This is a genomic window from Pseudobacteriovorax antillogorgiicola, assembly GCF_900177345.1.
Lineage (GTDB): Bacteria > Bdellovibrionota_B > Oligoflexia > Oligoflexales > Oligoflexaceae > Pseudobacteriovorax > Pseudobacteriovorax antillogorgiicola.
Window position 1 is genome coordinate 37,727 of record NZ_FWZT01000007.1, and the last position, 19,687, is coordinate 57,413.

Annotated in this window: 16 protein-coding genes; 10 read left to right on the forward strand and 6 right to left on the reverse strand. The window is 48.6% G+C overall.

Features of this window, described 5'->3' with window-relative positions:
* Positions 1 to 4: 4 nt before the first annotated feature.
* The gene (locus B9N89_RS10725; protein ID WP_132318579.1) at positions 5 to 1,549 is read right to left on the reverse strand and encodes a S1 RNA-binding domain-containing protein; all 1,545 of its coding nucleotides are present in this window, start codon (positions 1,547 to 1,549) and stop codon (positions 5 to 7) included.
* A gap of 297 nt (positions 1,550 to 1,846) precedes the next feature.
* On the opposite strand from B9N89_RS10725, the gene B9N89_RS10730 reads away from it, so the two are divergent.
* Positions 1,847 to 2,689 (forward strand): alpha/beta fold hydrolase, encoded by an 843-nt coding sequence (locus B9N89_RS10730; protein ID WP_132318577.1) that lies wholly within the window; start codon positions 1,847 to 1,849, stop codon positions 2,687 to 2,689.
* 26 nt (positions 2,690 to 2,715) lie between these two features.
* On the opposite strand, the gene B9N89_RS10735 is transcribed toward B9N89_RS10730, so the two are convergent.
* Positions 2,716 to 3,345 carry a sel1 repeat family protein gene (locus B9N89_RS10735; RefSeq protein WP_132318575.1) on the reverse strand — a complete coding sequence of 210 codons (630 nt, stop codon included), beginning with the start codon at positions 3,343 to 3,345 and terminating at the stop codon, positions 2,716 to 2,718.
* Between the two features lie 148 nt (positions 3,346 to 3,493).
* Here B9N89_RS10735 and hmgA point away from each other — a divergent pair, with 148 nt between their 5' ends.
* From hmgA to B9N89_RS10775, 8 genes are all read left to right on the forward strand, one after another.
* Positions 3,494 to 4,801 carry a homogentisate 1,2-dioxygenase gene (gene hmgA, locus B9N89_RS10740; RefSeq protein WP_132318573.1) on the forward strand — a complete coding sequence of 436 codons (1,308 nt, stop codon included), beginning with the start codon at positions 3,494 to 3,496 and terminating at the stop codon, positions 4,799 to 4,801.
* Between the two features lie 16 nt (positions 4,802 to 4,817).
* A complete protein-coding gene (locus B9N89_RS10745) occupies positions 4,818 to 6,296 on the forward strand; it encodes a UDP-N-acetylmuramoyl-L-alanyl-D-glutamate--2,6-diaminopimelate ligase (RefSeq protein WP_159455295.1) in 1,479 nt (492 codons plus the stop codon).
* 416 nt (positions 6,297 to 6,712) lie between these two features.
* On the forward strand, positions 6,713 to 8,491 hold the full coding sequence (locus tag B9N89_RS10750) for a S8 family peptidase (RefSeq protein WP_132318569.1): 1,779 nt from the start codon (positions 6,713 to 6,715) through the stop codon (positions 8,489 to 8,491).
* Between the two features lie 13 nt (positions 8,492 to 8,504).
* Complete coding sequence (locus B9N89_RS10755) at positions 8,505 to 9,485, forward strand: AAA family ATPase (RefSeq protein WP_132318567.1); 981 nt, start codon at positions 8,505 to 8,507, stop codon at positions 9,483 to 9,485.
* Positions 9,485 to 10,003 carry a hypothetical protein gene (locus tag B9N89_RS10760; protein ID WP_132318565.1) on the forward strand — a complete coding sequence of 173 codons (519 nt, stop codon included), beginning with the start codon at positions 9,485 to 9,487 and terminating at the stop codon, positions 10,001 to 10,003. Before B9N89_RS10755 ends, B9N89_RS10760 begins: the two co-directional genes overlap by 1 nt.
* Positions 10,000 to 11,055, forward strand: coding sequence for a CDC27 family protein (locus tag B9N89_RS10765; protein WP_132318563.1), 1,056 nt, complete (start codon positions 10,000 to 10,002; stop codon positions 11,053 to 11,055). The genes B9N89_RS10760 and B9N89_RS10765 overlap by 4 nt, the downstream gene beginning before the upstream one ends.
* The gene (locus B9N89_RS10770) at positions 11,039 to 12,778 is read left to right on the forward strand and encodes a BatD family protein (protein WP_159455296.1); all 1,740 of its coding nucleotides are present in this window, start codon (positions 11,039 to 11,041) and stop codon (positions 12,776 to 12,778) included. The genes B9N89_RS10765 and B9N89_RS10770 overlap by 17 nt, the downstream gene beginning before the upstream one ends.
* Complete coding sequence (locus tag B9N89_RS10775; RefSeq protein ID WP_132318559.1) at positions 12,772 to 13,503, forward strand: tetratricopeptide repeat protein; 732 nt, start codon at positions 12,772 to 12,774, stop codon at positions 13,501 to 13,503. Before B9N89_RS10770 ends, B9N89_RS10775 begins: the two co-directional genes overlap by 7 nt.
* On the opposite strand, the gene B9N89_RS10780 is transcribed toward B9N89_RS10775, so the two are convergent.
* Complete coding sequence (locus B9N89_RS10780) at positions 13,500 to 14,174, reverse strand: YqaA family protein (RefSeq protein WP_132318669.1); 675 nt, start codon at positions 14,172 to 14,174, stop codon at positions 13,500 to 13,502. The two genes, B9N89_RS10775 and B9N89_RS10780, sit on opposite strands and share 4 nt — an antisense overlap.
* Positions 14,175 to 14,426: 252 nt before the next feature.
* Between B9N89_RS10780 and B9N89_RS10785 the strand changes: the two genes are divergently transcribed.
* The gene (locus B9N89_RS10785; protein ID WP_132318557.1) at positions 14,427 to 16,799 is read left to right on the forward strand and encodes a lytic transglycosylase domain-containing protein; all 2,373 of its coding nucleotides are present in this window, start codon (positions 14,427 to 14,429) and stop codon (positions 16,797 to 16,799) included.
* Positions 16,800 to 16,809: 10 nt separating this feature from the next.
* Here the strand turns inward: B9N89_RS10785 and maiA are convergent, their stop codons facing one another.
* Genes maiA through B9N89_RS10800 form a run of 3 tightly spaced genes read right to left on the reverse strand, consistent with a single transcriptional unit; the run spans position 16,810 to position 19,687 of the window.
* Positions 16,810 to 17,442, reverse strand: a complete 633-nt coding sequence (maiA, locus tag B9N89_RS10790) for a maleylacetoacetate isomerase (RefSeq protein WP_200820694.1) — start codon at positions 17,440 to 17,442, stop codon at positions 16,810 to 16,812.
* A gap of 18 nt (positions 17,443 to 17,460) precedes the next feature.
* Entirely contained in the window at positions 17,461 to 18,159 is a 699-nt protein-coding gene (gene sfsA / locus B9N89_RS10795) for a DNA/RNA nuclease SfsA (protein WP_132318555.1), read from the reverse strand.
* The gene (locus B9N89_RS10800; RefSeq protein WP_132318553.1) at positions 18,119 to 19,687 is read right to left on the reverse strand and encodes a patatin-like phospholipase family protein; all 1,569 of its coding nucleotides are present in this window, start codon (positions 19,685 to 19,687) and stop codon (positions 18,119 to 18,121) included. The genes sfsA and B9N89_RS10800 overlap by 41 nt, the downstream gene beginning before the upstream one ends.

A 19,687-nucleotide genomic window follows, 5' to 3' on the forward strand; every position in this document is an offset into this window, starting at 1 on the left:
TAGATTATCCCTTCTTCTTCTCGTTTAGTTTAGCGGCCAATAAAGCTCCAAAAGTGCCTTGGTTTTGGCTGCTTTTCTCCTTTACCTGAGATTCTTGCTTGGCAAGGTAGTCTTGGTAAGAGGTATCAGGTTCTTCATCATCCTCGATATTGGGAAGAGACAAAAGGACTTTCTTCTCATCGGCATTGACGGAGCGAATCAGAACTTCGAGTTGCTTCGGCGGTGATGCTTGCTTGCGATAACTTTCACCGTAGGCTTTTTTCAAGGTAGCCATAGGTAGAAGTCCAGTAACGCTGGTTTCGCCTAGCTCAAGAATGGCACCAAAGCCTTTGAGGCTAATAACCTGACCGGTCGTAGACTGACCTTCAATAAGAAGCTCCTTGGCTTTAACCCAAGGATCATCATCGACGTGCTTTAGGCTCAATGAGATTCTTTTGTTGGCCTCGTCGATGTTAAGCAAGCGGACGTTGACTTGATCGCCGACACTTACAATATCAGACGGGTGATGAACACGTTTTTCCCAGGACATCTCAGAGATATGGATCAACCCCTCAACTCCGGGCCTGATTTCCACAAAAGCCCCGAAGGACTCAAGCTTGGTTACCTTGCCAGAGTAAGATGCGCCATCGCTTAGTTCCTCCCGAATGCTGCTCCAGGGGTCTTCCTCAACAGCTTTCATTGATAGGGAGATGCGTTTCTTATCGTTGACGGTTTCAATCTTAAGAACTTTAACTCTGACTTTGTCGCCCTTACCTAGGAAGTCACTTGCGCGATTGATCCTTGAGTAACTCATTTCAGAGACATGCAGAAAGCCATCAAGGCCACCGAGGTCGATGAATGCGCCGTAATCACGCAGCTCCGCGACCGTACCATTCAAAATCAGATCCTCAGAAATTTGCTCTTCCAACTCTTGGATCTTCAGCTCCGCTTCGCGGCGAAGCAGTTTGGCTCGTGATACGACAATATTGCGACCACCTTCTTCAATTTTCTCGATCAAAAACTTGTATTCGTTGCCGATGAACTCAGCTTTCGACTGAACGAATCGGGTGTCGATCTGTGAAACAGGGCAGAAGCAGCGCTTGCCAAGGACGGTAACTTCAAAACCACCCTTGTTCTCGCCTATTACCTTGCCTTGAACCGGCAGTTCATTTTCTTGAGCAAGGTAGAGATCGTCCAGACTCTGGCTAGATTGACTCATTGAGGTACTGAGGATGACTTCACCACCCTTGCGCGACACCACGTAAGCGGTGATCTTATCACCAGCTCTTGCTTGAAGGACTCCTTCATCGTCTAAAAGGTCCTGGCGATCGATGACACCTGTATGAAGAGGGTCGATCTCTACAAGGATCGACTCGGAAGCTTCATTAATAGCAGAAATAATTCCCGTAACTTGCCCGCCTACGCGAATGGACTGTCGTTCGAAGCTTCCATCAGCCTGAGCCAAAAGGTCAGCGAAGCTTTCCGAATCACCTTGGTCTGCGTTGGAAGACTTTTTTTTCTCTGATTCCAGTTCTTCGTCGTCTTCCCATTTTATTTCATCGTAACGCATCCTAGTTTTCCTTTTGTTTCGATTTAGGTCAGTAAGGCGGGGGATCTTACCTTGTTTCAAAGTTTTTTTCAGCTACTAAAACTACGAGCCACAGTTGGTGCTCTAGCTGTGGAAATCCTTTGTTTCGCCTTTGCTCGCAGGCGTTCCGTGGGCTCCTACGCCGAGCCTTTCTCATTAATAAATATCGTTTATTCAGATTTTTTTGATTCGTTATGAAACTAATTTTCGATCATGTTAAATTATTAGAGTCCGGGACGTTCTTTGGTAGCAACACGACAAGGTATTGTGGGGTGTTTTATGAAAAGGAAAACGGTTCAAGAAACCATCGAAACCTGTGATGGGCTCGATCTTTTTTGCGAAACCTACCCCGTTGACGAACCACAAGGGGTCGCTATCATTAGCCACGGTTTTGGCGAACATTGTGGGGTGTATAAAAGCCTGGCAGATGCTCTTCAGGATCAAAACTTTGCAGTCTTTACCTACGATCTTCGCGGTCACGGAAAATCTCCTGGTGAACGTGGAGATTTCGGTAGTCTTGGTGATGTGGTTGATGATTTAGAGTTGTTGGTAGCCAGGGCCAACGAACGCTATGAGTCGAAGCCTCTATTTTTGCTTGGTCATAACATCGGGGGTAGTATTGCGGCTATTTATACCGTCAAAACCAGGCCTCATATCGGTGGATTGCTACTTAGTCACCTACCGTTTCATATCGAGTCAAGCAGTGTCCAAAGGATCATCAAGCCCTTGCTAAAAGTATTTTTGCCTATCGAGTCTGAGCATAAAGCCCAAGACTTTCTGGGCGCTGTCCAGGCCAACGATGAGCTTCTCCACCACCAAGCCCTAACAATGATGGCTACTGTGGAACTGGACGAGGGGCACCATCGATTGCAGCGCAAAGGGGATCAGCTCGTTTGCCCGCTCTATGTCGTTTGCAAAAAAAGTCATGGAGCTGAACATCAGAGATTCTTCGATCGGACTCTCAGCTATTCAAAAGAAATTGCCTTGCATGATATGCATCCTAGTGCGCCTAGCGTTTTTGAACCAATGATTGCTTGGATGGCCAAGAGAGTGCCTGAGTTTGAGAGTATGGATGAAGCTGTGGAGGACGATGACACAGAACTATCAGCTCGCAGCTTTTAGCATCTATGGTTTGATGTTTGCTTAGTTCAATGAGCCATTTTTGTTTTATCAATAACCCGTCGCAAGCTATCACATGCACCTTCATGCTGATTGAGGCAAGCCCTAGAATAATAGTCCTTTGCTTGTTCATGCTGGCCCATGGTTTCTAGACCAAAGCCCATATTGTTACAACTTTTGAGGATGCCGTGCTTACAAGACAACCTATAGAAGCGCAGAGCGTTCTTGAAATTGCCTTGTTTATGTTCATAGTAAGCGAACTTGTGACAAGCTTCATAGTAGCCCAACTGACAAGCATCAAGGTAATAGCGCCTAGCTTCGTCTGATTTACCATTGCGGGCTGCTATGCGGCCATGGGCGAAGAGTCTTTCCGCATAGCTTGGCGTAGTTTTGTCTTGTTTTGCTGGGGCTGGTGCCTCGGTGCTTAGGCTTGGGTCGCTAGGAGGGGGTACTTCGAGGTCATCGACCAGGGCTTGCTCAGACTTAGCCTCTTCACGAATTTGCTCCACAATCGATTTTTCAGCGATCGGCTTTTTCGGGGGAGCCTTGGCAGAAAGCCCTCCTCTGACTCGCTCTTTTTGTGCGCTTGCGTTTTTGGATTTCTTCGGTTCACAAGCCATACACCCGATGGCTACTGCTAGGATCAAAATGGGTTTCACCGACCACCTCCTTGATACACCTTGGCTTTTTATCGGTGAATCTTAAAAAGAATGAAGGCAAGTCTTGCCTAGTCGCTGAGCCTTGCATTCGCTGGCGGAATCGATATGATTGGCTGACAAATGGCGAATTTGAAACTGGAGGGTGACTATGACACAGGACTATCAGTATATTCAGGGATTCGGCAATCACATCAGCACCGAGGCCTTGCCCGGAGCTTTGCCATATGGAAAAAACTCACCCCAAAAGCCCCCTTATGGTTTGATTCCTGAGCTGCTTTCTGGAACTGCCTTTACGGCGAGAAGGCATGAAAATTTAAGGACTTGGCTCTATCGTATCCGGCCATCTGTACTCCAAGGGGCCTTTGCCCCTGCGACCGGATTCGAAGCGATTCAATCAGCCCCCTTGGGTGATGACCATATTACTCCGCAGCAACTTCGCTGGGACCCGATGCCAAAACCCTCTGGGTCGACCCATTTGATTCAAGGGATGGTTACAGTTGCTGCCAATGGGGATGCGGCAATGCGTGCTGGTAGTGCCATTCATCTTTACTCTGCCAATGAGTCAATGAAAGATGAGTATTTCTACAACTCAGACGGTGATTTGTTGATCGTTCCCCAATCGGGAGAGCTGCTCCTGAAAACTGAGTTCGGCACAATGTCAGTAGAACCGACGGAAATTGCGATGATTCCTAGAGGAGTGAAGTTTCAAGCGGAACTGCCCAAGGGCGATGCGTGCGGCTACATGCTGGAAATCTACGGCAACCATATGATCCTCCCTGATCTTGGCCCTATTGGCTCGAACGGGCTTGCAAATCCTCGTGATTTTCAAAGCCCGGTGGCCGCCTACGAGGAGCGATCTGGTGACTTTCAGCTACTCTGCAAGTATGGTGGTAAATTCTTTACAGCAGCCATCAGTCATTCGCCACTGGACGTCGTAGCTTGGCATGGAAACTATGCTCCCTATAAATACGATCTCAAGCTGTTCAATACGATAAACACAGTCAGCTACGATCATCCTGATCCCTCAATCTTCACCGTACTGACCTCGCCGTCAGAGCACCCTGGTTGTGCCAACGTTGATTTCGTAATTTTTCCACCGAGGTGGATGGTGGCAGAGGATACCTTTCGCCCTCCCTACTATCATCGCAATGTGATGAGTGAGTACATGGGGTTGATTCATGGGGCTTACGATGCCAAACCTGATGGAGGCTTTGAGCCTGGTGGGGGAAGCTTGCACTCTTGCATGGCTGCCCATGGTCCCGAGGCCAAGGTTTTTGATCGTGCTAGTGATGTGGAGCTAAAACCAGAGTATCAAGGCAACACGTTAGCTTTCATGTTTGAGTCGTCTTACATCTATAAAACCACAGCTTTTGCAATGGATACTCCCACTTTACAAGAGGACTATCACCAATGCTGGCAGGGCTTGAAACCGCGATTTGACCCCAAAAAGCCCTAACGAGAGGAGGGCTGCTGTGAAGTCGCCGGAATTATCGGAACTGCTTGCTTATCTTCGACAAGAAAACTTGATTCAGGCTGAAGAGATTGTCCAACCGCAAAGTCTGGGGCAAGTCGTTAGCGATAGCCGTCAGCTAAAGGCTGGTGATGTGTTTATCGCTTATCAAGGGGTGAGCTTCGATTCTCACGAGACCTTATGTGATATGACGGCAAACGGTGCAGGCCTGGTCATTCTCGATAAACCCAAATTTTTGCCGGATGTAAAGGGCTTCAATCATATCTTGGTGAAAAACTCCCGAAAGGTTTGGGCGTATATTGCTGCGATGGTTCATGGTCATCCCGAAACTCGTGTCCCCATGTATGGAGTCACTGGAACCAATGGTAAAACCTCATCAGCTTGGTTGAGTCAGTCTCTTTTAAAGCCAGTTGGCAAGAAGGTTTTTGTTATTGGTACCATGGGGGCTTTCCTAGGCGATGAGTTCTTTCCAACCCGTCACACAACACCTGATCCAGACGAACTCTTCTCACTTTTAAAAGCTGCTGCTGATCGTGGCGCTGATCTTATTGTGATGGAGGTGTCCTCTCACGCGATTGTTCAGGAAAAGCTTGGCCCTATCCGTTTTCAAGGGGTTTTGTTCACAAGCTTCTCAAGGGATCACCTGGATTTTCATGAGACCATGGAAGAGTATTTTGATGCCAAGTTGCAGGCGTTTCGTACCTATTTGGAGGCGGGGGGAGCAAAGGTTGCCCATGAAAGTGTGATGCCGCTCTTGCAGGCTAAGGGTGAGGAGCGAGTGATCTCCTATGGGAGTCGCGGCGATTGGCAAATGAGCTTGCAAGAAGCGTCTTTAGATGGCTGTCGTTTGCAACTGCAATATGAAAGTCATCAGTGTAATTTGAACGTTCCCCTTGTGGGCGACTTCATTGTTCAAAACCTAGTGGGGGTATTAATCCTACTGAGAGAACATTGGCAAAGCACAAGTCTACAAGAACTCTTGAACCAACTTTCGACGGTGCCTGGAAGGTTGGAGCGGGTGCAATCGCAAGGATCTGACGAGCGTGTGGTTCTCGTGGACTACGCTCATACGCCAGATGCATTGGAGAAATGCCTTGCAAGCCTGAGACCTCTCGCTACCAAGCGACTTGTCGTGGTCTTCGGTTGTGGTGGCGATCGGGATCGGGGTAAGAGGCCGCTGATGGCACAAGCGGCAGCTCGCTATGGGGATCACTTATTGATCACATCTGACAACCCGCGAACTGAAGATCCGCAGCAAATCATCGATGACATCGTCGCAGGGCTTCCGGCAGATGCTAAAGCCCGCTGTACGGTGGAGATCGATCGGCGACAGGCAATAGCAACCGCTGTCGGCATGCTCAACCCTCGGGACTGCCTGCTGATTGCTGGCAAGGGCCATGAAGATTATCAGATCATCGGCAAAGATAGGATAGACTTTGATGATCGTCTAGTCGCTCGTGATGCCATGGATAATATATAGAAGGCAATTTTGTGTTCCGTCATTTTTCTCTGTACCATCATTGCAACCTGTCATATTATAGGTATAAGCATCCACCTAGACATATAATCTCATGCCTATGCCTTTTTGGTAATAGGCTGGTTGGTTTAGACCACCCTACTATATATAGCGCCTCGATCCGTCGTAGGCCGCTATGCATATTTTTTGAACAACTCAATTAACGCCTTGGAATCATGGGGTAATTATCGGCCTATACAGGGTTTATCCACTTTTCCTGTGGATAACTTCGGGAAGAAGGCTGTGGATATCTATATCTGTGGATGTTTTGGCTACATAAAATCACTTGTGTAATCTGGCCTCAATATCACCATGTTTTTCTCGTGAAAAGTTTGGTCGGACCTTTTAGAATGGGTGGGAAATCGCTGTAGGAGAAGCTTTTGCGTCCTTTGTTTACAGTTACTTTACTTTGGCTCACTCTAGCTTGCGGGCGTGAGGGAGACGTGAATGGAGAATCATCGCCAGCTGACACCATGTCTGATCATGGTTGGCTGACCCATCCTACTGAAGAAGAGCTGATCCGTGGTGATGCTGTGGAGGGTTCCTATCTTGTGGCTTTCAAAGGAGTCCCCACAGGCACATCATCTGCTGCTATCAATAGCTATGGTATCCGCAAGCAAACCATGCACGGACTTGCAGATAAGGCTTTGGGTAAGTCAGAGCTGATTAGTATTGACCTTCTTGCGAACTTAAACTTGAGCGATCCTCAATTCAGCTTCAAGCCCCTTCTCGATCGTTTGCCAGGCCCCTCGGGTCTGGAGCTTCGGTTTCATAATCCGAAGCAAGATCGAGCCGCTATCTCGAAAGTGCAGTTTAGCTCTCAAGAAGCAGCTCACACGCAGCTGCACACCTGGTATGAGCAGGGTGTGATTTGGTATGCTGAGCCGAACTATATCAGTAAGCCTAAGGGTGTTTTAGAAGATGACATCATCACCAATTTCAACGATCCAGTGTCCTTTCCTTGGCTCGATCAGATTGCCTATATCAGTACGATCCAATATTTTAACGAGAATCCCGCGGTGGATTCTCCTGTTATAGCAGTTTTAGACTCAGGGGTGGATGTTCTTCATCCTGCGCTAGCTGATAACATTTACCTTAATACCGACGGACAAAATCAGCTTTGTCTTGAGGATCTCTATGGGTGCGACACCACTGATACCAAGAAAGATGTCTTAGGCCGCGGAACTGTTTACCCCGCGGGAACTTCGGGATTCAATCAATCCTGCAATAACGAACAGTCTAACTGTGCCCATGGAACTCATGTAACTGGGATTATCGCTGCTCAAGACAGCTCGTATGTTGGAGTTTGCCCCTATTGCCGGGTGTTGGTGGTTAAGGTGGTTGGCATCAAAGAGGAGAATGGGAGGGAAAGCTTCCAGATTGAAGATAGCGCGATTATCGCTGGACTAGCTTATGTGTCTGGCTTCACTGTAGGGGGAGAGCCGCTGGTGCGGGTGATCAATGCCTCCTTTGGCAAATTTCAAAAGTCGCGCTCTGTAGGGCTCTTCATCGAGTCTCTCACGAAGTTTGGGCGTGGGATATTGACTGTTGCAGCGGCAGGCAACGAGGACACCATGAAGCCTCAGTACCCCGCAGCTTTCGAAGATGTGATCGCAGTATCATCGGTGGATAGTAGCTCTGATACCCCCCAAAAAGCACCTTCATCCAACTTTGGAATGTGGGTTGATATATCTGCTCCCGGTTCTGGTAGCTGCCGAATCACATCAGGGATTCTATCCTCGATTCCTGGGGGACTATCTTATTGCACCGAGGGCACTTCAATGGCATCTCCGGTGGTAGCTGGTGTGGCTGGCTTAGTGCTTGCTGCCGAGCCCACTCTGGACTACGATCAACTCCGATCGCGGGTCTTAAACTCGGCGGTGCCCGATAATCTCTACCGCGATGGTGTGAATAACGCGTTCCGCCCGCGAGTCTCTGGGCAAGAACTGGTGCCACTCTTGGGTGGAGGGGTTGTGAATGCACTGGCGGCGGTTGATTTGTCCGTTGAGAAAAGTGACCCTATATTCACGGAGAAGCGTGATGCTGTGCGCCCTGGCTGCGGCAGCATTGGTGCTCAAGGGTCAAGCTGGTGGTCTTTGGCCCTGTTGCTGTTACCCCTATATTTGCTTAATCGAAAAAAATGTCGACATCGTTGCTGAAGGAGTCGTTGCTATGGATCGTGATATTGAAGAACAGATAGTACAGGAAGGTACGACCTTAAAACAAGTCGTTACTATGATGGGGCGACGCCTAGTGGGCCAGAGCCACGTTGCCGAAAGGTTGTTGATGGGTCTTTTGTGTGACGGTCATGTCTTATTGGAAGGCTTGCCAGGTCTGGCTAAGACAACCGCTGTAAAGGCCTTGGGAGATTCGTCTGATCTCGCAGTGAAGCGGATTCAGTTCACTCCTGATCTGTTGCCTGCGGATGTGATCGGAACACAGATCTACGATCCTAAAGAGGGCCAGTTTCAAGTTAAGAAGGGACCCGTTTTTTGCAACCTATTGATCGCGGATGAAATCAACAGAGCGCCAGCAAAAGTCCAGTCCGCCTTACTTGAAGCGATGCAGGAAAAGCAAGTGACCTTGGGCGATGAAACCTATCGCCTCGACAAGCCATTTTTAGTTATGGCAACCCAAAACCCCATCGAGCAAGAGGGAACATATCCCCTTCCAGAAGCCCAAGTAGACCGCTTCTTATTTAAGGTGAAAGTGGGCTATGGTTCTATGGACGAAGAGCAGGAAATCATGCGCCGAATGGCGAGTGGTGTCGAAATCGATCTTGAAGAAACGATCACGGCTTCTGATATCTTAAGGATGAGAGAGCTTGTTAATCGGATCTATGTCTCCGATCAAGTTCGCCAGTATATCGTTCAGCTCGTCTTTGCTACCAGAGATCCTGGGGGGCAAGGGATTTACGATCTGAAAGGGATGATCCATGTGGGAGCTTCCCCACGGGCATCGATCAATCTGGAAAAGGCCGCTCGCGCCCAGGCCCTGATGGAAGGTCGCTCCTATGTAACACCACAGGATGTCAAGGATGTGGGTCCTGATATCTTACGGCATCGAATCATGCCTACCTATGAAGCCGAGGCGGAAAACGTTACAAGTGAAGACTTAGTTGCGAAGTTGTTTGAACGGGTGGATGTTCCCTAATGGAAACAGCATCTATTCCGCAACCACCCCATGGTCTGATGGGGCTTGATACAACGACGAGTGATCCTCTTTGGCTCTGGCTACTTTTGATTGGGCTAGGCTTGCTGGTAATCTTTGCAGTAGTGCGTTGGTTTCTGGTACGAGCTAAGTCTAATAAAGGCACCCTTGTGGTTCGTTCAGAAGAAAAGATTGCAGCAATTCGCAGGGATATTGAAACTCTTGAGGTTTCAGAAGAAACCCAAGGGCCATTCTTATCGCGCCTCAGCATCGGGCTGAGGGGAGCCTTGGAGCACATTGTCAAGCTACCCTTCACTGATATGACAAGATTCGAAATCAATAACGCCATACAGAGGCATTGGCCTTTGACCAATCACCTAGAGGCGTTCAAAGATGTTTTGGAGCATTCGGATCGTGTGAATTACCAAAACCATCGTTTAAAAATTGAAGAGCTTCATAGCCTTAAGGAACAGACATTGAACATCCTACAGGATTTGGAAAGCTTTGTGAGGTATTCATGAAGGTTGCAATTATCTTTGTGTGGGCGCTCCTTGGGGCTAGCTCTGCCATGGGCGAAGTAGTTTCAGAAGCCTATGATTACTTTCGCGATGGTGAATACCAATCAGCAATAGAGCTGTTTAAGAATCACCTTCGCGAGAGACCTGATGATCATCAGCAGCGTTACAATCTTGGAGTTGCTTACTTTCAAGAAACGAAGTTTAAAGAAGCCGAAGCCGTTTTCACCTTGGCCTCTGAAACGAGTGACAGGGAGCTAAAAGCTAAGGCTCTATATAATCGAGGTATGGCTCAACTCCAGCTGCAAAAGCCGAAATTAGCTTTGGATAGTTGGCGTGAAGCCCTGAGTTTCGACCTAGAGAGCAAGATGATTCAGGAAAACATCCAGTGGCTCGAAAAGCACATCCAGGAGCAAGAGGGTGAGCAAGAACAGCCTCCTGAAGGGCAGGGCGACGAGCAAGAAGACCAAAGTCAAGACGGCGATCAGAGCCAGCAGGGTGAACAGCAAGATTCCAAAAACTCCGAGCAGAGCAAGGATGCTGCTCAAGAGGGGCAGGAGCAGCAGTCCTCTGACTCCAAACAAGGGCAGGAGCAAGAAGGCCAGCAGGAGTCTGAAAACGGCTCGGAAGAGGGGCAGAAGGCCAATGAACAAGGCCAAGAGCAAACACCATCCGATGACAAAGATGGTGAAGATCAGGCAGCTTCCCCTGATCAAGGTGAGGAGCAGCAAGCAGGCTCAAGCGGCAGTGAATCCAAGGAATTAAGTGAGAAAGAAGCTGAAGCCGAACGACCTCAAGATGCTCAGGCTCTAAAACAGCAAGAAGAGTCACTACAGCAAGGCGGTCAAGAGGCAGAAGCCGAAGCGCAGGCGGAAGCAGAAAACTCACAGCCAGTGGGAGTTGTTGGTCAAGAATCTGAGAAACAAGCGTTGAGTGACAAAGAAATGGCGATACAGAATGCAGAAAAATTATTGAGAAGTGTAGAAGATAAAGTGGGAAAATTTCACCTGAGACGCGACGATGTGCAAGAGGAGCCCCGTAATGGCAATGATTGGTAATCTTATTTTCCTCATTGGAACAATGCTTGTCAGCGCCTCCTTGCAAGCAGGAGTTCTTACAGGTAGCTTAGATCGCACGGAAGGCACCACAGAGGATCAGTTTCAGTATACCTTAGTGGTTCAAGGCAACGCTACAGGCGCCCCTGAGTTTCCTGATGTTCCAGGACTCTCTGTAACGAACGCGGGCACGTCACGTTTTGAGCAGTTTATTAATGGTCGGCGTTCGAGCGAAGTTCGTTATACCTACATACTAGAACCGCAGAGAGCTGGTACCTTTAAAATTCCTGCGATTGAACTCTTGCTGGATGGTCGCCTCGAAAAGACCTTACCACTAACCATAAAGGTTCGCGAACTGACCATGGCTGTCCGTCGGCAAAGATCGATCTATGCCGAGCAGTCTTTGAGCAAAGACGAACTTTTTCAAGGGGAGACTGCTATCCTATCAGTGCAGCTTTTTAGCCGCTATGAGATGCAAAATGCACCGGAATTCCACCCTCAGATTCCATCTGGCATGAGAGCTGAGCCTTTGGGAGAGCCGAAGGTTGACGTTCGTGAGAGAGATGATAAGCAGTTTCAAGTAGTTGAGCAGAAATATCTCTTGGTTATTGATCAGGCGGGAGATCTCACCGTTCCGCCGACTCGCGTGATTGCCTATCTTCCTACTGGCCGCCGTGGTTTTTTTCAGCCATCAATTCGCAAGGAGCTTGTGCCCAGCAATGACATCGAACTAAAGGTGAAGCCGCTGCCAGCAGCCGGTCGCTCCAAAGATTTTAGTGGGCTTGTAGGTACCTTTAAACTCAAAACTGAGGTTGAAAAGCGCCAGGTGAAAACTGGCGAGAACGTGGTGGTGTCTCTGAAGCTGGAAGGTAACGGTGAAACCAAGGCTATGGCTGATCCAGTCCTAGACTTTCAATCGTCTGCAGCATTCAAGGTTTACAAGGATAAAGCTGTGGATGAGCTGGAGCTGCTCGGAGCCGAAATCCGGGCAGAGAAGACGTTTAATTATGCTCTTGTCCCGAATCGGGTTGGTCAGGTTCCACTAGGTGCGGTCAACATTCAGTACTTTGACCCAGACTCCAAAAGTTATCGATGGCTACGGGAAGATCTTGGTTCCTTGGACGTATCTCAGGGCACCGTGCCTGCTCCAGTAGGGGGTAGCAATGCAGCAAGTGTGGTCGAAACGCAGCCAGACACCAGAGAGCAGGTGAAAGTTTTGGGCACCGATATTATCGGCCTCCATAGTCCTGATGAGCTTTTGAATAACGACAAGCTAAATACCACAACCATGGCCTTAGGAATGCTGGTGATGATTCTGAGTTTGCTGAGTATCCCAGCTGTGCTGGCCTATCAGAGCTGGAACAGCAATGATGCTGAGAAGCTTCGTCGCCGCCGCTACAGCCAAGCGTTTCGATACTTTCAGAAGGAACGTTCAAGAGTGAATCAGGCTCTGGAAGAGAGTCCGGTGAAAGGTGTGATGGAGGTCCAGGACTGTTTCCGAAAGTATTTGGGAAACAAGCTCGATGTAAAAGGCAAGGCTCTCACTGAAAAAGACATCTCAAAAAGATTGCAGGACCGAGGCATCTCCTCCGAAACGGTGGGAGCAGCAGTTACGCTATTTCGCGAGATGGATCGGGTTCGCTACTCAAAAGCTGAGCCAGAAAATGTCACAGCTCTCGTAGCGAAAACAGATGAAATTGTAAAAACTCTGGAGAAGCAATGTTAAAGTTGATCCTACCTTTGATATGTTTCAGTTTCTTTCCCGAGAATTTGGGTTTTGGGGAACCTTTAGGTGAAGCCTTGGGTCTTTATCAGCAAGGTAAGTTTGAAGCTGCTGCTCAGAAGTATAGACAGGCTCTTTCAGAAGAGCATCAAAATGCATCAGTTCTCTTCAACTTGGGAAATAGCTACTACAAGGCCGGCGACAAGGGGCGAGCTATGGCAGCTTACTTGAGAGCGCAGGACCTAGCTCCTAGAGATCCCGACATTAAAGCCAATATTGAATTTTTACAGAAGCAGTTGAAAGATCAGGTGACCACTAAGTCGTCCATTCAAGATAGTCTTACGCTCAAATCGTTTCTGAGCCTCAAAGAACTGTTTTTCGTCGTTATGATCTTGGTCTCGGGGGCCGCCATTTTGATTAGCTTTGGCTTTTGGTCAATCCCCTGGCGCAAGGTTACGTGGTCAGGAGCAGCTTTGCTAGGATTGCTTGGGCTTATGACTGGTTCAGTGCTGGGTCTTCGCATGGTCCAACAAGAACAGTGGGGGGCCGTCACTGCCAAATCCGTTGACGTTTATGCTGGCCCGAGCGATCAGAATAGTGTGGTTGTTTTTAAGCTCCACGAGGGAGCAGCAATAAAATTATTAGAGAAGCAAGGTCGCTGGTATGCCATCGAGCTGGCTGATCAAAAGCGTGGTTGGCTACCAGAAGACCAGGCATTATTTTTCTAAAAAATCAGCTTGAGCACAGCAAAGCCACCGATAAGCAGAACGACGAAGATGATCGTTAGCTTGTTAAAATGCTTATCAATAAAAGCTTTTGCTGGCTCTCCAACCTTGAACAAGATGTAGGACACCACGAAGAAACGAAAGCCCCGGGCAACGATCGAGGTGATGATGAACACCGGCAGGTTGAGTTGGGCAACCCCAGCTGTGATGGTCACAAGTTTATAAGGCAGGGGTGTCAGGCCGAAGATGCCAACAATCCAGGCACCCCAAGTGTCGTAGACTTGAAACAGGTAGCTGCCACCAAGTGAGTCACCAAACATTTTGGTCATGTATGCTGGTAACGCTATATCCATGCGGCCGTCCACTGGCGTTAGAGGCACTCGTACCAGATTTTCCACAATCCACATTCCCATGGTGTCCCAGGCTAGGACGCCAATTCCGTAGCCAGCGACTCCACCTGCAACGGAGGCCAGTGTGCATGCAAAGGCAATTTTTGCCCACTTTGTGGGTGCTGCTAAGACAAGAGCCATGAGGAGCACATCGGGAGGAATAGGGAAAAAGCTGCTTTCTACAAACGAGATGAGGACCAATGCCGTAAACCCATAAGGGGTGTCAGCCCAATGGAGGACCCAGTCGTAGAGTCTGCGAACAATCGAAGGCTTTTCTGTATTCATAGCTTCTTTTGAATGAGCGGTATTTTGCATCCATGAACCTCTAAGTGACAAGAACTTTCACTCACAATAACCTAGAAGCAGTCAGAATTCATAGGAGTAATCAGAAGACTTGACTGACTTACAAAGAAAAATCTGGGAACTCTGCTATACTAAGGACGATGCGTTTATTCCAGCGCTAATCGAAGGCAATGACTCTGGCTGTCTTGGCCTGTTGCCTTTCGCGCCCGTAAAAAATGACAGGAGTTATCCATTTTGAGATATTTTGTGGCAATCTCTATTTTCCTATCATTTTCGGTGGCCCCTAGGATCGAAGCTCCAACCCCTCCCGAGTCCTATGCACTAAAGGAGCTCAAGCCTGGAGAGGCCTTAGTTGATCCGGCCTTTGCTGCCTGGGAAGAGTCCGTCAATGCTGTTGTTGAGCCAACAGACATGAGTACAAAGCAATTTGAAGAGTTCGTTCAAGGTCTGAGTCTAACGGAAAGGTTATTTGTCGATCTTAAGCGGATTCGTCAGCTTTCGCGGAAGAAGCGCCGTCAGTTTATTGCCGATTTCGAAAGAAACTTTGCCAATGAAACTTATCGAAACAAGCTAAAGGAGCATATTCTTTACCCAGATGTTTTAAATGAAGTGATCGAGTCAAACCTTGCTTCGAAATCGCTGATTGCTCGTCTCGACCAAGATATTGCTGCATGGCCTGGGCATATTTGTCCCCAAAAGGAGATGATCTTGAGACAGCTCGATCGAGGGGATCGAGAGCTTCTATCGGCGGTTGAGGTGAGAGGCTTTTTAACTAAAATCAGTGGCTTCAACTCGCAGAGATTTCAACGGATGGCCCTAGAAGACCTGCTGGAAATGACAGATGAAGAGAAGCACCATGAGATCAGAGAGGAGCTTGCAGAAGCAATAAGGCCACACTCTAAGCTAGTCAGTGATCACAAGTGGGTGCTTGATGAAAAGACCAAGGCGGAGGATGAGACCTTACAAGAGCCCCACTTGAGCCTTTCGAAGGTTACCGAGAATACCCAGCGACGGCGCTGTAACACCGCAAAGAAACATCTGATTTCGGGGATTCGTAAAGACACCGATAAGTCTCAACTTATGAAAGTAGCAACCATGACAAACAAGGTGGAGAGTTGCTTTCGTCGCCAAGGGCGTAGGGCTCGCCTTCGCTTCTTGAGTCGTATGAAAAAGCACCTGGAAGCTCAATATGGCTTCCAAGGAGAAGAAATCGTACTCCGACGGAAGGCCTTAATCTACTGGTCCAGAGATAAGTTTGAGCAGACGCGGGAGATCCTTAGCTATCTTGTGGAAAATGCCAAGAAAGGCAATCACAAGGAAATCTTAGCGCGTACTCTCTACACGACAGCTAGGGTTGATGAGAACGAGGGCAAGCTGGAGAAGGCTGTTGCGAGCTACGAGTCCTATGTGAATCAGTTCCCGAAAGATGAAAAGGTCAACGAAGCCAAAACCTCGCTAGTGATGCTTCATACCATCACAGGCAAGCCTCAGACGGCGCTGCGCTATGCGGAAGAATTGATCACCAGTGAAACCCTGAAAGCGATGGATGATCGTGATGCGTCAACTCTATCTTTGGCACTTTTTTGGGCCGGCAAGCTGAGTTTGTCCATGGGCGATCGTATCAAGACGATGGAATACTGGCGACGCTTGGCTAGTGAATTCTACTCGACTTTCTATGGTGCGGTCGGTCACTACATGCTCGAAACTCTGATGGGTAAACGATTGGTTTTGCAGCCAGTTCGAGTTCCGAAGTTTGATAAAGATCATCTTTTAAAAGTCTACACCAAGGACGAGCAAGTCACTGTGGATCGGATCGAAGCACTGTTAAAACTAGGGCTCAAGGGCGAAGCCTCGTGTGAGACTAAAGAGCTAGGCGGGGAGCCAGATGATCACCGGAAGAATCTAGTGAAGGCGATGTATCTACATGCATCCGGGGATTGGTTGGCCTCGATCAAAAAGTTTGTCAACCTACCAAGAGCGTTTCGGCATTCGCTGCCCAGGGGCATGGAGCGGCTGCTCTTTCCGAAGGCATACGCTGATACAGTGCAGAGCTATGCAAGGCGATTGGATGTCGATCCAGACTATGTCTTTGCTATCATCCGTCAGGAAAGTGTATTCAACCCACAAGCTCGATCTCCAGTAGGGGCGGCGGGGCTCATGCAGTTGATGCCAGCGACAGCCAGGCTGGAAGCCCGGAGCTTGCAGCGGGGCTACGTTCCTAACAAGCACCGTAAAGCACTTATCAATAAAGCACGAAAAAAGAGGATCTATGAGGCTGAAGCGAACTTAGCTTTGGGGATTCACCACGTTTATCGCTTGTTTAAAAAGTACAAGAATCCGATTCATGTGCTCACATCATACAACGCAAACCCAACGGCAACTGAAAAATGGATGGCCAATATCGATGCCAGCGATACTTTAGCCTACATCGAGCGAATTCCGTATCGCGAGACTCGTGCCTACGTGAAGCTTGTGATGCGTAACTACTTCTATTACAAACGCTGGTATCGCGATGCCAATGAGCCGAGTCCGTTTATGGACTTTCTGGCTCCAAAGTCTATCGAACTCGCAAAGGCTGGAGAGAGGCCTCAAGAATTAACACGATAGGGCTTAATGTTTAAGGCTGGGCTCCAGGCTGATTATGAGGGGCTGCAGCGTCACAACTTGGGAGCTTCAGGCATCTTTGGTAGATGGCCTCACAGTAAGGTAGCTGATTCATATCAACATTAAAGCGGTGCGCATTGTAGACTTGGGGTATCAAGCAAAGATCAGCAAAGGTGATCTGCCCGCCAAAGCTGTAGGTCCCAACGGTTTTTTGGATGGCTTTTTCATAGGCAACCAGTCCCTCGCTAATAAAGTGCTTGGCCCATACAGCTCGCTCTTTTTGATCCGAGGAGCGGAATTTGAGAACTTTCAAGTTTTGAATCGGTTGGGTGTCAGACGCAATCAGTCCAACGAGTTCTCTCACCTTTGCTCGATCCCACAGGTTTCTTGGTAGAAGTGGCATCTGCGGGTAGCGTTCCTCAAGCCACTCTAAGATCGCTATGGACTCACTTAGGTACTGACCACCAAACTCAAGGCATGGTACTAATCCAGCAGGAGACTTTTGTGTATAGACGGGATCTTGTTGCTCGTTCTTGAGAAGATTTACAGCGACTGATTGATAAGGAATCTTTTTAAGCTCAAGAGCCCAGCGAACACGCCAGGAACAGGATGAACGCCAATAATGGTAAAGTGTCAGCTGGCTCATATCGCAGTCCTTCCTCGATCAAAAGTGAACTGGAATCTTGCCTTGGATGCGCATGCCGTTCAAGTCTGATTTTACCCGATAAGCCAGTATTTCAACTCCAGCATCGCGGGCTTTTAAAATACCATCTCCGTAGGCAGGATCAATATCGTTGGCAATGGCGACGTGGTTTCCTTCGGGGCGATTGGCGACGAACAGCAATGCGGCGCGATGTCCCTGCTCGACCATCCTTGTCAACTCTTGCAGATGCTTTAGCCCCCGGCTGGTGACAGCATCAGGAAAGGCTAGGTGTTGCCCCACTTTCAAAGTGACATTCTTAACTTCGATATAGCAATCGGGATGACTGTCGTCTTCTAGCAAGAAGTCGATCCTGGATTTTTCCCCATATTTTACTTCGCGGCGGATGCTGGTGTAGTCCCCAAACTCCGCTATTCGGCCTTCCACCAGAGCTTCTTCGACAATGCGATTGGGGTTCATCGTATTAATACCAATGAACCCACCTTTGGTGTGAGTCAGTTCCCAACTATAGGCTAATTTACGCTTTGGGTTGGGGTCGTAGCGGAGCGCGATGCGGTCTCCGGGATCGCCGCAGGTTTTCATACTACCTGTATTTGCACAGTGAGCCGTAATCACAGAGCCGTCGTCCAGGGTGACGTCGGCAAGAAATCGTTTGTAGCGTTTAATCAGGGTTCCTTGAACCAGTGGGCTCGAGAATCTCAAAATAACTTCCTTCTAAGCTGCGAATCTCCTCTTCGGTGCGAAGGTGAAATCCGTAACGGCTCATGATGGCATTATAGACATTGTGGCGCTCGCGAAGCTTGCGTAGCGTGCCCTCGTAGGCAAGCTGAATAATTTCCGTGCGAAACTTAGCACGGAGCGGCGAGCCGGACATGAGCTTAGCGCATTGGTCATCAGGCTGAAACACCATAAAGTCAACATCGGGATATCGTTCACTCATCGCCTTGAGAGATGCGTCGAATCGAGTTGAAACAAGCGCCTTAACCATCTGTACGATGCCGTAGAACCCACCTTCTTTGTCCGTTGAGCCTGCTGTATTGGTTTTAAATGGCTTCAATGGATCGATAATGAATATCAATCGGGCTCCAGCCTCTACCACCGACTCTAGATTGCAACTTCTCGTCACCTGGCCGTCGATGTAATTCCGTCCTTTGATGGACTTGGGAGTGTAAAGTGGCGGCAGTGCTGCCGAGGCGCGAATGGCTGCGCTAATATTTATATCATGGAGAGGCGGCTTACCTAGAGTTACGTGTTTGAAACTATCTTGATCGGTGACCCCGATATACAGCTGAATGCCCTCTAAGTCACTGAACTTAGGGCCTTTACCATACTGTGTGATAGTGGTCTCGAAGTACTCTTCAAGCTTGTTGCCTTTGAAAAAGCCAGTGGGAACACTGCGGGCTAGGTTTGAAAGCCACTGGGATAGTGGCGTGGTGCGCATGGAAAGCCATACTTTGGCAAACCGCCTGAGGATATGAAGGCCAGCAAAGTCAAAAAGAGTGCTAAGCTTCAGTGGTTGAACCTCTGCATCCATTGCGTGAAGTGATCGTAAGATTTCGATCACCGGAATCTTGTTGGCCACCATAGAACCAGCTATGGAGCCACTGCTCACTCCAGATACCACGTCGACGTCTTGCAGGTTGCGGTTGATCATCGCCTGATTCAAGGCATGAATAACGCCAATCTGATAGAGAAAGCCTTCAATCGCACCCCCGCTAAGGGCAAGCCCAACCATTTCAGTACGAATGATGCCATGATAGAGAATATTTTTCAGCCAGCGGAGAACAAGCGCCGTGTTGCGAGGCTCAATCAACACATCGCGGACATTCAGGCGACCCAGTTGAAAGACCTTATTATCTGTGTCTTGGCCCTTATTGAGTATGACTACCACACGGCTAATGGGAAACTGAAAGTCAGGGCCCCAAAGTTCTGCCAACTGCTTCACATCAGAGCGAATCAGGCGAATCGCGTCCAGAGTGTCTGGCAGCTCATGGCCACGCTCGTCATAGATAAGAAGATCAACAGGGTTTTGTCTTAAGAATGGTGTCACGCCATCGACATCGGTGAGAATGCTAACTTGTAGGCTCATGCCTTCGAGCAGGCGGTGCTTGACCATGAAATTGACTGTGATATCTGGCCCGCTTAAGGGCTCAGCGTTTAAGCGACCCATGGCCGCTTTGAATGCTTCCAGTCGAGAGGGAGCAATAATATAGAGCAAATGCTGGAGCAT